General features: G+C 71.3%; 13 protein-coding genes and 1 tRNA gene. 4 read left to right on the top strand and 10 right to left on the bottom strand.

The window, feature by feature from the left end:
• Positions 1–11: 11 nt before the first annotated feature.
• The 3 genes from VF330_RS10120 to orn all read right to left on the bottom strand — a co-directional run bounded on the left by VF330_RS10120 (position 12) and on the right by orn (position 2,440).
• Entirely contained in the window at positions 12–1,637 is a 1,626-nt protein-coding gene (locus VF330_RS10120; RefSeq protein ID WP_330851266.1) for an ABC-F family ATP-binding cassette domain-containing protein, read from the bottom strand.
• Positions 1,638–1,695: 58 nt separating this feature from the next.
• Positions 1,696–1,768, bottom strand: a tRNA-His gene (locus tag VF330_RS10125).
• A 66-nt stretch (positions 1,769–1,834) separates the two neighbouring features.
• Entirely contained in the window at positions 1,835–2,440 is a 606-nt protein-coding gene (gene orn, locus VF330_RS10130; RefSeq protein ID WP_330851267.1) for an oligoribonuclease, read from the bottom strand.
• A gap of 72 nt (positions 2,441–2,512) precedes the next feature.
• Between orn and VF330_RS10135 the strand changes: the two genes are divergently transcribed.
• Positions 2,513–4,039 carry a helicase HerA-like domain-containing protein gene (locus VF330_RS10135; RefSeq protein ID WP_330851268.1) on the top strand — a complete coding sequence of 509 codons (1,527 nt, stop codon included), beginning with the start codon at positions 2,513–2,515 and terminating at the stop codon, positions 4,037–4,039.
• Here VF330_RS10135 and VF330_RS10140 read toward each other — a convergent pair.
• Entirely contained in the window at positions 3,971–5,236 is a 1,266-nt protein-coding gene (locus VF330_RS10140; RefSeq protein ID WP_330851269.1) for an MFS transporter, read from the bottom strand. The genes VF330_RS10135 and VF330_RS10140 overlap by 69 nt on opposite strands.
• A gap of 71 nt (positions 5,237–5,307) precedes the next feature.
• Between VF330_RS10140 and VF330_RS10145 the strand changes: the two genes are divergently transcribed.
• On the top strand, positions 5,308–6,249 hold the full coding sequence (locus VF330_RS10145) for a GlxA family transcriptional regulator (protein ID WP_330851270.1): 942 nt from the start codon (positions 5,308–5,310) through the stop codon (positions 6,247–6,249).
• Here VF330_RS10145 and VF330_RS10150 read toward each other — a convergent pair.
• The 3 genes from VF330_RS10150 to VF330_RS10160 form a co-directional block, all read right to left on the bottom strand.
• Complete coding sequence (locus tag VF330_RS10150) at positions 6,246–7,784, bottom strand: PH domain-containing protein (protein ID WP_330851271.1); 1,539 nt, start codon at positions 7,782–7,784, stop codon at positions 6,246–6,248. The genes VF330_RS10145 and VF330_RS10150 overlap by 4 nt on opposite strands.
• Complete coding sequence (locus VF330_RS10155; RefSeq protein WP_414675362.1) at positions 7,781–8,263, bottom strand: PH domain-containing protein; 483 nt, start codon at positions 8,261–8,263, stop codon at positions 7,781–7,783. The genes VF330_RS10150 and VF330_RS10155 overlap by 4 nt, the downstream gene beginning before the upstream one ends.
• 125 nt (positions 8,264–8,388) lie before the next feature.
• The gene (locus VF330_RS10160; RefSeq protein ID WP_330851272.1) at positions 8,389–8,523 is read right to left on the bottom strand and encodes a hypothetical protein; all 135 of its coding nucleotides are present in this window, start codon (positions 8,521–8,523) and stop codon (positions 8,389–8,391) included.
• Positions 8,524–8,573: 50 nt separating this feature from the next.
• Between VF330_RS10160 and VF330_RS10165 the strand changes: the two genes are divergently transcribed.
• Positions 8,574–8,765: a hypothetical protein gene (locus VF330_RS10165; RefSeq protein WP_330851273.1), complete on the top strand. Its 192-nt coding sequence runs from the start codon at positions 8,574–8,576 to the stop codon at positions 8,763–8,765.
• 355 nt (positions 8,766–9,120) lie between these two features.
• On the opposite strand, the gene VF330_RS10170 is transcribed toward VF330_RS10165, so the two are convergent.
• Together VF330_RS10170 and VF330_RS10175 are read right to left on the bottom strand one after the other, a co-directional pair.
• Positions 9,121–10,620 (bottom strand): AMP-binding protein, encoded by a 1,500-nt coding sequence (locus VF330_RS10170; protein ID WP_330851274.1) that lies wholly within the window; start codon positions 10,618–10,620, stop codon positions 9,121–9,123.
• Between the two features lie 53 nt (positions 10,621–10,673).
• On the bottom strand, positions 10,674–10,874 hold the full coding sequence (locus VF330_RS10175; RefSeq protein WP_330851275.1) for a hypothetical protein: 201 nt from the start codon (positions 10,872–10,874) through the stop codon (positions 10,674–10,676).
• A gap of 175 nt (positions 10,875–11,049) precedes the next feature.
• Between VF330_RS10175 and VF330_RS10180 the strand changes: the two genes are divergently transcribed.
• A complete protein-coding gene (locus VF330_RS10180) occupies positions 11,050–12,237 on the top strand; it encodes an NAD(P)/FAD-dependent oxidoreductase (protein WP_330851276.1) in 1,188 nt (395 codons plus the stop codon).
• On the opposite strand, the gene VF330_RS10185 is transcribed toward VF330_RS10180, so the two are convergent.
• Positions 12,234–12,704: a MarR family winged helix-turn-helix transcriptional regulator gene (locus VF330_RS10185; RefSeq protein WP_330851277.1), complete on the bottom strand. Its 471-nt coding sequence runs from the start codon at positions 12,702–12,704 to the stop codon at positions 12,234–12,236. The two genes, VF330_RS10180 and VF330_RS10185, sit on opposite strands and share 4 nt — an antisense overlap.
• Between the last annotated feature and the right edge of the window lie 21 nt (positions 12,705–12,725).

The raw sequence follows: 12,725 nt of genomic DNA on the forward strand, positions 1-12,725 counted from the left end.
CCGCTGATGTTCTAGGAGACCGTCACCTGTCCGTCCGCGACGGTCAGGTGACGGTTCACCCGCACGGCCTCCAGCATCCGCCGGTCGTGCGTGACCAGCAGCAACGTGCCGGTGTAGCTCTCCAGTGCCTGCTCCAGCTGCTCGATCGCGGGCAGGTCGAGGTGGTTCGTCGGCTCGTCCAGCACCAGCAGGTTCACCCCGCGGCCCTGCAGCAGCGCCAGCGCCGCCCGCGTCCGCTCACCCGGTGACAGCGACGCGGCCGGGCGCGTCACGTGCGCCGCCTTCAGCCCGAACTTCGCGAGCAGCGTCCGCACGTCGGCCGGCGTCATGTCCGGCACCGCCTCCTGGAACGCGTCCACGAGCGGCAGGTCGCCCAGGAACAGGCCGCGCGCCTGGTCCACCTCGCCGACCACCACGCCGGAACCCAGCGTCGCGTAGCCGGAGGACGGCTCGACGCGTCCCAGCAACGCGGCCAGCAGCGTCGACTTGCCCGCGCCGTTCGCGCCGGTGATCGCGACCCGGTCCGCCCAGTCGACCTGGAGGTCCACCGGGCCCAGCCGGAACGAGCCGCGCTCCACGACCGCCGCCCGCAGCGAGGCCACGACCGCGCCGGACCGGGGTGCGGACGCGATCTCCATCCGCAGCTCCCACTCCTTGCGGGGCTCCTCCACGACGTCCAGCCGTTCGATCATGCGGTCGGTCTGCCGGGCCTTCGAGGCCTGCTTCTCGGTGGCGTCGGCGCGGAACTTGCGGGCGTTCTTGTCGTTGTCGCCCGCCTTGCGCCGGGCGTTCTTCACGCCCTTCTCCATCCACGCCCGCTGCATGCGCGCACGGGCCTCCAGCGACGCCTTCGTGTCCGCGTACTCGTCGTAGTCGTCACGGGCGTGCTGCCGGGCCCGCGCACGTTCTTCGAGGTACGACTCGTAGCCGCCGCCGTAGAGGTGCACGGCGTTCTGGTGCAGGTCGAGCTCCAGCACGCTCGTCACCGTGCGGGCCAGGAACTCGCGGTCGTGCGACACCAGCACGGTGGCGGCGCGCAGGCCCGTGACGAACTTCTCCAGCCGCTCCAGGCCGTCGAGGTCCAGGTCGTTGGTCGGCTCGTCGAGCAGGAACACGTCGTAGCGGCTCAGCAGCAACGACGCCATGCCCGCCCGCGCTGCCTGGCCGCCGGACAGCGACGTCATCAGCGCGTCCAGGCCCACGGACAGCCCGATGTCGGCGACGACCTCCAGCGACCGCTCCTCCAGGTCCGCGCCGCCCAGGGCGAGCCACCGGTCCAGCGCGTCGGAGTAGCCCTCGTCGTCGCCGGCGGTCAGGGCCTCGGTGGCGGCGTCCAGCGACGCCTGCGCCGCCGCGACACCGGTGCGGCGGGCCAGGAAGTCGCGCACGGTCTCGCCCTCACGGCGTTCGGGTTCCTGCGGCAGGTGCCCGACGTTGGCCGAGGGCGGGTTGAGCTGGACGCGGCCCGACTCGGCGGGGATGAGCCCGGCCAGGGTCCTGAGCAACGTCGACTTGCCCGCGCCGTTGACGCCGACGAGCCCGATGACGTCGCCGGGGGCGACCACGAGGTCCAGGCCGGAGAACAGGACGCGGTCGCCGTGACCGGCGGCGAGGTCCTTGGCGACGAGCGTGGTCATGAAGACTCCCGTAAACGTGAAGAAAGGCCCCCGCGGATGCGGAGGCCTTTCGACAAAGGGTGAGTGACGGGACTTGAACCCGCGACACCTGGGATCACAACCCAGTGCTCTACCGGCTGAGCTACACCCACCATTGCCGGTCGTTGACCGGCGGGGAAAGCATAGCAACGGCAGCTACCGATAAAGAAATCAGGGGGTCACTGGATGTTCTTCAGCAGGTCAGCGGCCACGGCCTGGGCCTGTTCGGACGTCGGGCCCGGCTGCGGCACGAAGGCCGTCCGCCGGTAGTACGCGAGCTCCCGGATCGACTCGACGATGTCGGCGAGCGCCCGGTGCGCGAGGCCCTTGCCCGGCTGCGCGTAGTAGATGCGCGGGTACCAGCGCCGGCACAGCTCCTTGATCGACGACACGTCGACCATGCGGTAGTGCAGGTGGGCGTCCAGCGCCGGCATGTCGCGGGCGATGAAACCGCGGTCGGTGGCGATGGAGTTGCCGGCCAGGGGAGCGGTCCGGGGGTCCGGCACCCACTCCTTGATGTAGGCCAGCACGGCGGCCTCGGCCTCCTCCAGCGTCACCGCGGAGGCGCGCACCTCCTCGGTCAGGCCCGACTTGGCGTGCATCTGCACGACGACTTCCGGCATCGAGGCGAGCTGTTCGTCGGTCGCGTGGATCACGATGTCCACGCCGTCGCCGAGCACGTTCAGCTCGGCGTCCGTGACCAGTGCCGCGATCTCGATCAGAGCGTCCTTGCCCAGGTCGAGTCCGGTCATCTCGCAGTCGATCCACACCAGACGATCCATCACCCCCGGAACATTACTGCGCGGGGCGTCAACTTCGAGTGGCGGCGTGCGGCAACATGGTTACGCTCCCCGTGCATGACGGCTCAGGGTGAGATCGCGGCTGGTTACGCGTCTGGGAGCGCGGCCATCGAGCTCGGCTCGGTGCTGGTCGGCGGGACCGTGGAACCGGCCGCGCGCGTCCGCATCCCGTTGTCCATGGTCAACCGCCACGGCCTGGTCGCCGGCGCGACGGGAACGGGCAAGACGAAGACCCTCCAGCTGCTCGCCGAACAGCTGTCGGACAACGGCGTCCCGGTGCTCATGGCCGACGTGAAGGGCGACCTGTCCGGTCTGTCGCGGCAGGGTGAGGCGAGCGACCGCACGACCGCCCGTGCCGCCGACACCGGTGACGACTGGCAGGCCACGGCGTTCCCCGTGCAGTTCCTGTCCATCGGCACCGGCGGTCTCGGCGTGCCGCTGCGGGCGACGATCACGAGCTTCGGCCCGATCCTGCTGTCGAAGGTGCTGGGCCTCAACGACACGCAGGAGTCGACGCTCGGCCTGATCTTCCACTGGGCCGACAGCCGCGGTCTGCCGCTGCTCGACACCAAGGACCTGCGCAGCGTCATCCAGCACCTCACCGGTGACGAGGGCAAGGCCGACCTCAAGGGCATCGGCGGTGTCTCCAGTGCGACGGCAGGCGTGATCCTGCGGGCGCTCGTGAACCTGGAGGCGCAGGGCGGCGACCGGTTCTTCGGCGAACCGGAGCTCGACCCGGCCGACCTGATGCGCGAACGCGACGGCAAGGGCGTCGTGAGCCTGCTCGAGCTCGCCGAGCTGCAGGGCAACCCGGCGCTGTTCTCCACGTTCCTGATGTGGCTGCTGGCGGAGCTGTTCGAGACGCTGCCCGAGGAGGGCGACGTCGAGAAGCCCAAGCTCGTCTTCTTCCTCGACGAGGCGCACCTGCTGTTCGCCGACGCCTCCAAGGCGTTCCTCGACCGGATCACCCAGACCGTGAAGCTCATCCGGTCCAAGGGCATCGGCGTCTTCTTCTGCACGCAGCTGCCGACCGACATCCCGAACGACGTGCTGTCGCAGCTCGGCGCCCGCGTCCAGCACGCCCTGCGCGCGTTCACGCCGGACGACCAGAAGGCGTTGGCGCGCACGGTGAAGACGTATCCGACGACGCCGCACTACGACCTGGAGAAGGCGCTCACGTCGCTCGGGATCGGCGAGGCGATCATCACCGTGCTCAGCGAGAAGGGCGCGCCGACGCCGGTCGCGTGGACCCGGCTGCGGGCACCGCGCTCGTTGATGGACACCATCGGCGACGACGCGATCAAGCAGGCGGCGCAGGCCTCGGACCTCCACGGCAAGTACGCGGAGACCGTCGACCGCGAGTCGGCCTACGAGCAGCTGATGGCCAAAGTCGCGCCATCTCGACAGGAGCAGGAGCAAGCCCCGGAAGCTCCTCCCGCGCAGCGGCACGAGAAGGAGGAACCGGGGCTCGTCGAGAAGGTGCTCGGCAACAGCGCCGTCAAGTCGTTCCTGCGGTCAGCCGGCAGCGCCCTGGCGCGCGAGATCACGCGGGGCGTCTTCGGCACCTCGCGCAAGCGACGCTGAGAGCACGGCCGCGCCGATGCAGAGGGCGCCCGCGACGTACCAGGCCAGGTCGTAGCTGCCCAGGTGGTCGCGGGTGAGCCCGGCGGCGGACGCGGCCAGCGCGGCACCGAGCTGGTGCGACGCGAACACCCAGCCGAACACGACCGGCCCGGACATGCCGAAGTGCTGGCGGCACAACGCCACGGTCGGCGGCACGGTCGCGACCCAGTCCAGGCCGTAGAAGATGATGAACACCAGCATCGACGGGTGCGCCGACTCGCCGAACAGCTGCGGCAGCAGCATCAGCGAAAGCCCGCGCAGCGCGTAGTAGGCCGCGAGCAGCAGCCGCGAGTCGACCTTGTCGGTCAGCCAGCCGGACGCGATCGTGCCCACGATGTCGAACACGCCGACCAGTGCGAGCAGCCCGGCGGCGGTCGTCGTCGGCATGCCGTGGTCGTGCGCCGCGGGGATGAAGTGCGTGCCCACCAGACCGTTCGTGGACGCACCGCAGATCGCGAAACCACCGGCCAGCAACCAGAACGGCCGGGTGCGGGCGGCCGACTTCAAGGCGCCGAGAGCGCGCCGGGCCGCACCGCCGGACGGCGGCGGGGGAGTGTCCTCGGTGGCGCCCAGCGGCAGCAGGCCCACGTCCCGCGGGTACTCGCGCAGGAAGAACGCGGCCAGCGGCACCACGGCCAGCGCGGCGATGCAGATGACCAGCGACGCCGGCCGCCAGCCGTAGCTCTCGGACAGCCACGCCACCGTCGGCAGGAACACCAGCTGCCCGGCCGCGCCACCGGCCGTCAGCACGCCCGTGACCAGGCCGCGGTGCCGCACGAACCACCGTCCGGTGATCGTCGCGACGAACGCCAGCGCCATCGACCCGGTGCCGGTCCCGACGACGACACCCCAGAGCAGCACCAGCTGCCACGACGAGGTCATGAACACGGTCAACCCGCTGCCGAGCGCGACCATGGTCAGCGCGAAGGTCACCACGACCCGCACACCGAACCGGTCCATCAGCGCGGCCGCGAACGGCGCGGTCAGCCCGTACAGCAACAGGTTGATCGAGATGGCGAGCGAGATCGTGCCGGTGGTCCAGCCGAACTCCGCCCGCAACGGCTCGATCAACGCGCTCGGCGCCGCGCGGAACGACGCGGCGCCGACCAGGGCGATGAAGGACACGCCCGCGACAACCCAGGCCCAATGCAGTCTCACGCCGACAAGGTTCGGCGATGACCGACCCGGCAACCAGTGGCCGAAAAGCCAACATGTGAAAGAATCGGGCCATGACCCATCGGATCGCCGTGCTGGCGCTGGAGACGTCGATCGCGTTCGACCTCGGCACCGCCACGCACATCTTCGGGCAGCTGCCGGAGGACTACGAGCTGCTGGTGTGCTCGCCGGGCGGCGCCAAGGTCGCCACGAGCGGCGGGTTCTCGATCGCGCCGGACCACGACCTGGACGTGATCCGCGACGCCGACACCGTGCTCGTGCCGGGCACCCGCTACCCGCTCGCCCGGCGGGAGGGCCGGCTCGAACCGGCCGTGCTCGACGCGCTGACCACGACGAAGGCCCGGCGGATCATGTCGATCTGCACCGGCGCGTTCGTGCTGGGCGCCGCCGGCCTCCTCGACGGCAGGCCCGCCACCACGCACTGGAGCGCCACCGAGGCGTTCGGCCGGCTGTTCCCCGAGGTGAGGCTGAGCCCGGACGTGCTGTTCGTCGACGACGGCGACGTGCTGACCTCCGCCGGTGTCGCGGCCGGCATCGACCTGTGCCTGCACGTGATCAGGTCCGACCACGGCAGCGACGTCGCGAACCGGGTCGCCCGCTACTGCGTCGTCCCGGCGTGGCGGCAGGGCGGCCAGTCGCAGTTCGTCGACCGCCCGGTGCCGAGCTACCCGGACACCTCCACCGCGCTCGCCCGCGAATGGGCCTTGGAGCGGCTCCAAGAACCGCTCGACCTCGCCGCCATGGCCGGGCAGGTGCGGATGAGCGTGCGCACGTTCACCCGCCGGTTCCGCGCGGAGACCGGCATGTCGCCGGGCCAGTGGCTGACCCAGCAGCGCGTCGAGCGGGCCCGGCACCTGCTGGAGTCCACCGACCTGCCGATCGACCAGGTCGCGAACCACTCCGGGTTCGGCACGGGGGCGGCGTTGCGGCAGCAGCTGGCGGCGACGATCGGGGTGTCCCCGACCGCCTACCGCCAGACGTTCCGCACCGCTTAGTCCACAGTGGAGTCGTCGACCAGGAACGGGCGCAGCAGGTCCGGTACGGCCGCGTCCGCCAGCGCCAGGCCGTCGGACTCGCCGACGTCCGTGACGTGGTAGACGCCCGCGCCCGCCGCCGTGGTGGCGCCGATCGTCATCAACCCGCTGCGGCGCTGGAAGAACGAGCGCCGGATGCGCCAGCCGATGATGCCGGTGCGCTGCAACGCGACCGTGCTGCGCACCAGGGAGTTGTTGCGCGTCACCAGGTAGCGGTCGTCGAGCGCGTTGCCGAGCGACCGGTAGTGGTCCCAGCCGACCAGCGCGGCGAACGGGAGGACCGCCACCGGGATCGGCCACGCCCACGACGGCGCCCAGACCGCGAGGCCCACGGCGATCACGACCCACGGCACGACGTGCCGGAACAGGCTGCGGCGCAGGGCGGCGAACGGGTGCTTGCGCAGCGTGCGCGTGGTCGGGTCGTCATCGACCTTCAGCACGTCACGCGAAACCTGGTGCGCCACCGCGAGAGGGGCGGGCGGCAGCAGCAGGTTGCTCTCGCCCTTCGAACCCAGACCCGTCGTCACCGCAACGGCTTTCGCGCCCTTGCCCGCCCGCACCAGCAGCGGTTCCTGGATGTCGACGCCGCGCAGGCGCTGCTCCTCCACGGACACCGACCGGGTGGTGAGCAGGCCGCGCTGCACCCGCAGCGTCCCGTCCGGCTCGCGGGTGAGCCGGTAGTTCCAGAACTGCAGGACGTAGAGCGGCACGGAGAGGACCAGCCCGGCCACGACGAGGCCGACCACGAACGTGCCGATCACCCCCGCGTTCGGGCGCTCGAAGAGCCACTCGAACAGGTCCTGCACCGGGTGCAGGCCCACGTCGTCGGCGTAGTTGGACAGGACGCCGAACAGCGCGCCGATCGCGACCAGCCCGGACAACGACAGCGGCGCGTACTTCAGCCATTTGAGGTCGAGCCGGGAGATGGTCTCGGACTCGGGCAGCGGCACCGGTTCCGCGTCCGGGGCGTCGGAGGTCGTCGCGGCCGGCCTGGGCGCGACCCCCTTCTGCAGCAACAGGACCCGCAGCCGTTCGGCCTCCTGCTGCGTCACGGCGTCGAGCGTCAGGCCGTCCGTGCCGGGGGTGTCCTGCTGCCCGGTGCCGATCCGCACCGCGGACAGGCCGAAGATCCGGTGACCCGGCTTCGAGGTGAGGTCGACCGTCCTGATGCGATCGCGCGGCACCGCGAGCTGCTTGCGCGTCAGCAACCCCGTGTGCAGCTCGACCTGGTCGTCGGTGATGCGGTACTTCGTGGTGCGCCAGTGGAAGTAGCTGAACGCGAGGATGGCGGCGACCGTGACCCCGCTGGCGATGAGCCGCCACCGCTCGCCGTTGCCGGTGAACAGCAGCACGAGGATCGGCACCAGCATCGCGATGCCCTCGTTGAGCGGCCGCACGACCAGCATGCGCACGTGCAGGCGGTGCCACCGCTCCAGCGGCTCGGTGAGCTCCGGCGCGGCGGGCAGCCCGGCGGGAACTCCGGCGGGGGTGCTCACGTGGCGTCACCCGGCGTGGCCTGCGTGGTGTTGGTCAGCTCGACCACGAGCTGCCGCGCGACCTCGTGGTCCAGGCCCTCGATCTCGACCGGGCCCGCCGCCGACGCCGTCGTCACCGTGACCGTGGACAGCCCGAGGATCTGCTGGAACGGCCCGCGTTTCGTGTCGATCGTCTGGATCCGCGAGACCGGTGCGACTCGCCACTCCTGGTTCAGCCAGCCGGAGAGGGTGTAGACGGCGTCCGGCGTGGTCTCCCAGCGGTGCACGCGGTAGCGCCAGCTCGGCTCGACCGCGGTGTGCACGAGACCGACGACGCCGGTGGCGACCAGGAGAGCCAGCTCCCACGTCGGCGGGTTGCCCACCACCAGGAACACGACCAGCTGGGGCACGAACAGCACGAGCCAGAACACGGCGGCCTGCATCGTCCACAGCACGACGGACTTGGGGCTCACCTGGTGCCGAGGCGTGCGCAGTTGCAGAGTCACCCCACAAGGGTGCACCACCCTCGGCGGGCGGTGTGGTCAGGTGTGTCAATTGGTGTGCCGCCGGCCGGGGCGGTCCCGCGTGCGAGGGAGGCGGGACCGACCCGGTCAGGAGCGGGCCGTCAGGGCTGGACGACGTACGGCGGGGTGAAGCCGGCGTCGGGTTCACCCGCCGAGGCCGTGCCGCCGAGCGCCATCAGCGCTCCCAGGCTGAGGACGACGGCGGCGATGGTGCGGGCGATCATGTTCAACTTCATCGAGGTGCTCCGTTCCGGTTGGTGGCGGCCGTGGATGAGGGCGGGAAGTCGTGGACGAGGTCCGGTGCGCGCCCGCGCGGCGCTCTGTCGCGAAAGGACCCCGCGGTCCCGGTGTCTCGACGGGCTACGTGTCCCGCCTCGCGGTGCCGGCGGGGCGGTGGGACCACGGGGGCCTGCTCCTGGCGGCGGTGGAGCTGCGCACGTCGTGGTCTCCCGGTCCGGCGGTGGACGCCCTCGAGTAGATCTTGCGCGCATCCTCGTCGTGGCGCCTCGCCCGGACGGCCGAATCCGTTCGTGCGGCGGCCGGGTCCGGCGGCGATGCAGCGGTGCCGGAGCACGTCGGTCCCGGGGGCGTCGATCCGCTGCTGTGGCGGGACGTGGCACGGGTCGCGCCGCGCGAGCACTGAGCGTGCCGGCGCCGGCAGCGGGCGACGTTGCCCCGTCATGACCGTCCCTAGCTCGTCGACCGGACACGTTGTGAACGGAGCATGACACAGAGGGGTCATCTGCGACATCACCCAATTCACCTCGGTGTCACGGGGTGGAACACCTGATAACAGGTGGTACCCGGTCCAGGGCAAGCGGCCGTTCGGGCGACTAGGTCTGTTCTCGGAGCTCGCGCTTGACGACCTTCCCGGCGGCGTTGCGGGGCAGCTCGTCGAGGAAGAAGACGTCGCGGGGGACGGAGAACCGCGCGAGGTTGGCCCGCACGTGGTCGCGCACGCGGTCGGCCGTCAGCGAGTCCGCGCCCACGACGTGGGCGACGAGCCGCTGGCCGAACTCCTCGTCCGGCACGCCCGTCACCGCGACCTCCGTGACGCCGTCCAGAGTGGAGAGCAGGTCCTCGACCTCGCGCGGGTAGACGTTCTCGCCGCCGGACACGATCATCTCGTCGTCGCGGCCCGCCACGAACAGCAGGCCGTTCTTGACGTAGCCGAGGTCACCGGTGGACATCAGGCCGTTCAACGACTCCTTGCTCGTGCCGTTGGTGTAGCCGTCGAACAGCATCTCGTTGCCGACGAAGATCCGCCCGGTCTCGCCGGGTGCCACCGGTTTCCCGTGGTCGTCCACAATGGCCAGTCGCGTGCCGAGCGGGGGTTTGCCCGCGGTGCCGGGCTCGGCCAGCATCTCCTCCGGCGTGGCGATGCTCGCCCAGCTGACCTCCGTCGAGCCGTAGAGGTTGTAGAGAACCGGGCCGAACTCCTCCAGCGTGCGGGTCGCGACCTTCGGCGGCAGCGCGGACCCGCTGGAGGCGATGACCCGCAGCTTCGGCCGGTGCGGCGTCTCCAGCATGCGTTGCAGCATCACGGGAACGACGAACATCGCGTCGCACCGCTCGGCGTCCCGCAGCGCCTGCGCGGGGTCGAACTTCTTGCGCAGCACCAGGGTGGCGCCGAGGACGAGGCCGAGCTGGAACGCGGCGAGCCCCCACGCGTGGAAGAGCGGCGAGGTGATGGAGACGACGTCGCCGTGCCGGAGGGGGATCCGCGAGAGCAGCGCGGCGGCGGGGGCGAGGCTCGCGGGTTCCGGCCGGCGTGCGCCCTTCGGGGTGCCGGTGGTGCCGGAGGTCAGGATGATCAGGCGGCCGCGCGGGGGACGGCGGGGCAGCTTCGCGCGCGGCCCGTTCAGCACGAGCGACTCCAGCTCGTCGCTGAAGTACACGGGAACGTCGGGCAGGACGCCGGTGAAGTCGCGGTCGGCGACGATCCGGTCGATCCGCTGGTCCCGCGCGACCTGGGCCAGCTGCCCCGCGCTCAGGCTCGTGTTGAGCAGGACGGCGTCGGCGCCGATCTTCGTGCACGCCGTCATCGTCTCGACGAACGCACGGCCGTTGCGGCACAGCAGCCCGACGCGTTCCCCGGCGCGGAAGGCGTGCGCGAGCCGGCTGGTGCGCTCGTCGACCTCCGCGTACGTGAGCACGCCGTCGTCGTCGATGATCGCCGCGCGGTCCGGGTGCCGTCCCGCGCCGGTCTGGTACCCCCACGCGAGGGTGATGTCCCACTGCACGTACCCGCGCACGGTGCCGGACAGCCCACGCGGGCCGATCGGCCGGATCACTCCGGCCTTGACCAGGGTCAGCAGCACGCGGGTCAGCATGGGACCCACTCTGCCATCTACCTACTCGCGAGTAGGTAGTGGTGTGGCGGCGGTCACACTTCAGTGTTCGACGCGCTCACCACCGCATCGCGCAGCGCCGCGCGCAGGCGGCCGACCTCCAGCGGCGTCAAGACGGCGGCTTCCCCCGGCGGCACGGTGACCACGATGTGCCCCTGGCTGACGAACACCGTCATGTCCCGTCGGCGCGAAGCGATGTCGCGGCAGCTCACCTGCCACTCCTCTTTGGCTCCCACGGGTTTCTTCCTCCAGCTGCTCGGCGCGCCGGTGCGGCTGTAGCGGCGCTCACTCCCATTAGACGTGATCGACGGGAGGTCATGACGACGAATTCGCCTTCTCCGTCGAGCGACCGCGCCGAGCTGCGGTTAGCGTCGCACCCAGGACGGCAGCAGGTCACCTGGAGGGGTGAAGATGGCGGAACCGCAACGCATCGTGATCGCCGGGGCGGGTCTCGCCGGCGCCTCCGCGGCCGCAGCGCTCCGCGACCGCGGCTACGACGGGCGGATCACCCTGTACGGCACGGAGCTGCACCGCCCGTACGAGCTTCCCGCGCTGTCCAAGGACCTGCTGCTGGGCAAGGCCGCCGAACCCGCGTGGGTGCACGAGCCGGGCTTCTACACCGACAACGAGATCGACCTGAAGCTCGGTGTCTCGGTGCTCGAACTGCGTCCTGGCGATCACACGGTCGTGGACTCCGACGGCGCGGTCCGCACCTACGACCGCCTCCTGCTCGCCACCGGCTCCCGTCCGCGCGTCCTGCCTGGCGCGCAAGGACATGTCCTGCGCACGGTCGACGACGCGCTGGCGTTGAGGTCCGCGCTGCGCGAGGGCAGCCACGTCGTGGTCATCGGTGCCGGCTGGATCGGCTGCGAGGCGGCCGCCGCGGCCCGCGCCCACGGCTGCCGCGTGACGGTCGTCGATCCGATGCCGCAACCGCTGATGCGCGTCCTGGGTGCGGAGATGGGCACGGTGTTCCGGCGTCTGCACGAGGAGCACGGCGTCGAGTTCAGGCTGGGGGCCGGCGTGCAGGGCTTCACCCCGTCCGGCGTCGTGCTGGCCGACGGCACCGAACTGCTGCCGGACGTCACCGTGCTGGCCGTGGGCGCGACCCCGCGCCTCGAACTGGCCGAGGCCGCCGGCCTGGACCTGGCTGACGGCGGCGTGGCGGTCGACGCGGCCCTGCGCACGTCCGCTCCCGACGTGTTCGCGGCGGGCGACGTCGCGGCGCACGACCACCCGCGGCTGGGCGGCCGGGTCCGCGTGGAGCACTGGGCGAACGCGAAGGACCAGGGCACGCACGTCGCGGGCTCGCTGATCGGCTTCGACGAGCCGTACACCAAGTCGCCGTACTTCTTCACCGACCAGTACGACCTGGGCATGGAGTACCGCGGCCTCGCCGGCCCCGACGACGAGCTGGTCGTGCGCGGCGACCTCGGCGCGCGCGAGTTCATCGCGTTCTGGCTGCGGGACGGGCGGCTGCGGGCGGCGATGAACGTCAACGTCTGGGACCACGGCACGGCGTTGTCCGCGCTGGTGGACGCGCAGGCGACCGTGACCGCGGCGCAGCTGCGCGACTCGGACCTGGGGTCGCTCGCCTAGATGCAGGACCCGTGGACGGGCGCCTCGCCGTCGGCGAGGTTCATCAACGCCTTGCGGATGACCGCCATCTCCTCGTCGGAGAAGCGCTCGCGGTAGGCGCGCTCGACGTCGGCGAGCGCCGTGCCGACCTTGCGCTGCAGCTCCACGCCGTCCTCGGTGATCACCGGCGTGCGCACGCGGCGGTCGTTGGGGTCGGGCACCCGCTGGACCAGGCCGCTGCGCTCCAGCTTGTCGAGCTCGCTGGTCAGCGTGGTCTTGTCGAGGCCGAGCATGGCGCCGAGCTTGAGCTGGGTCCGTTGCAGCTCCTCGTTCGCGAGGGCCTGGAGGATCAGCTGGCCGCGCACGGAGATGCCGTGCTTCGCGACCTCCTCGGCGAACGACGACCCGACCCGCTGGGCTGCCCGGTGCAGCAGCCAGTTGAAGTCCCACTTCTCCGCACAGGCGTTGTGCAGCGGCCGCTCCTCCATGTGTCCCATCCTACATCCCGG

The sequence above is a fragment of the Lentzea sp. genome (assembly GCF_036380075.1).
In the GTDB taxonomy this organism is placed as follows: domain Bacteria; phylum Actinomycetota; class Actinomycetes; order Mycobacteriales; family Pseudonocardiaceae; genus Lentzea.

Excerpts from the sequence above, each read along its gene's own strand:
- VF330_RS10120 (WP_330851266.1), bottom strand. The coding sequence starts at position 1,637 with ATGACCACGCTCGTCGCCAAGGACCTCGCCGCCGGTCACGGCGACCGC.
- VF330_RS10135 (WP_330851268.1), top strand. The coding sequence starts at position 2,513 with ATGACGGCTCAGGGTGAGATCGCGGCTGGTTACGCGTCTGGGAGCGCG.
- VF330_RS10145 (WP_330851270.1), top strand. The coding sequence starts at position 5,308 with ATGACCCATCGGATCGCCGTGCTGGCGCTGGAGACGTCGATCGCGTTC.
- VF330_RS10160 (WP_330851272.1), bottom strand. The coding sequence starts at position 8,523 with ATGAAGTTGAACATGATCGCCCGCACCATCGCCGCCGTCGTCCTCAGC.
- VF330_RS10170 (WP_330851274.1), bottom strand. The coding sequence starts at position 10,620 with ATGCTGACCCGCGTGCTGCTGACCCTGGTCAAGGCCGGAGTGATCCGG.
- VF330_RS10180 (WP_330851276.1), top strand. The coding sequence starts at position 11,050 with ATGGCGGAACCGCAACGCATCGTGATCGCCGGGGCGGGTCTCGCCGGC.
- VF330_RS10185 (WP_330851277.1), bottom strand. The coding sequence starts at position 12,704 with ATGGAGGAGCGGCCGCTGCACAACGCCTGTGCGGAGAAGTGGGACTTC.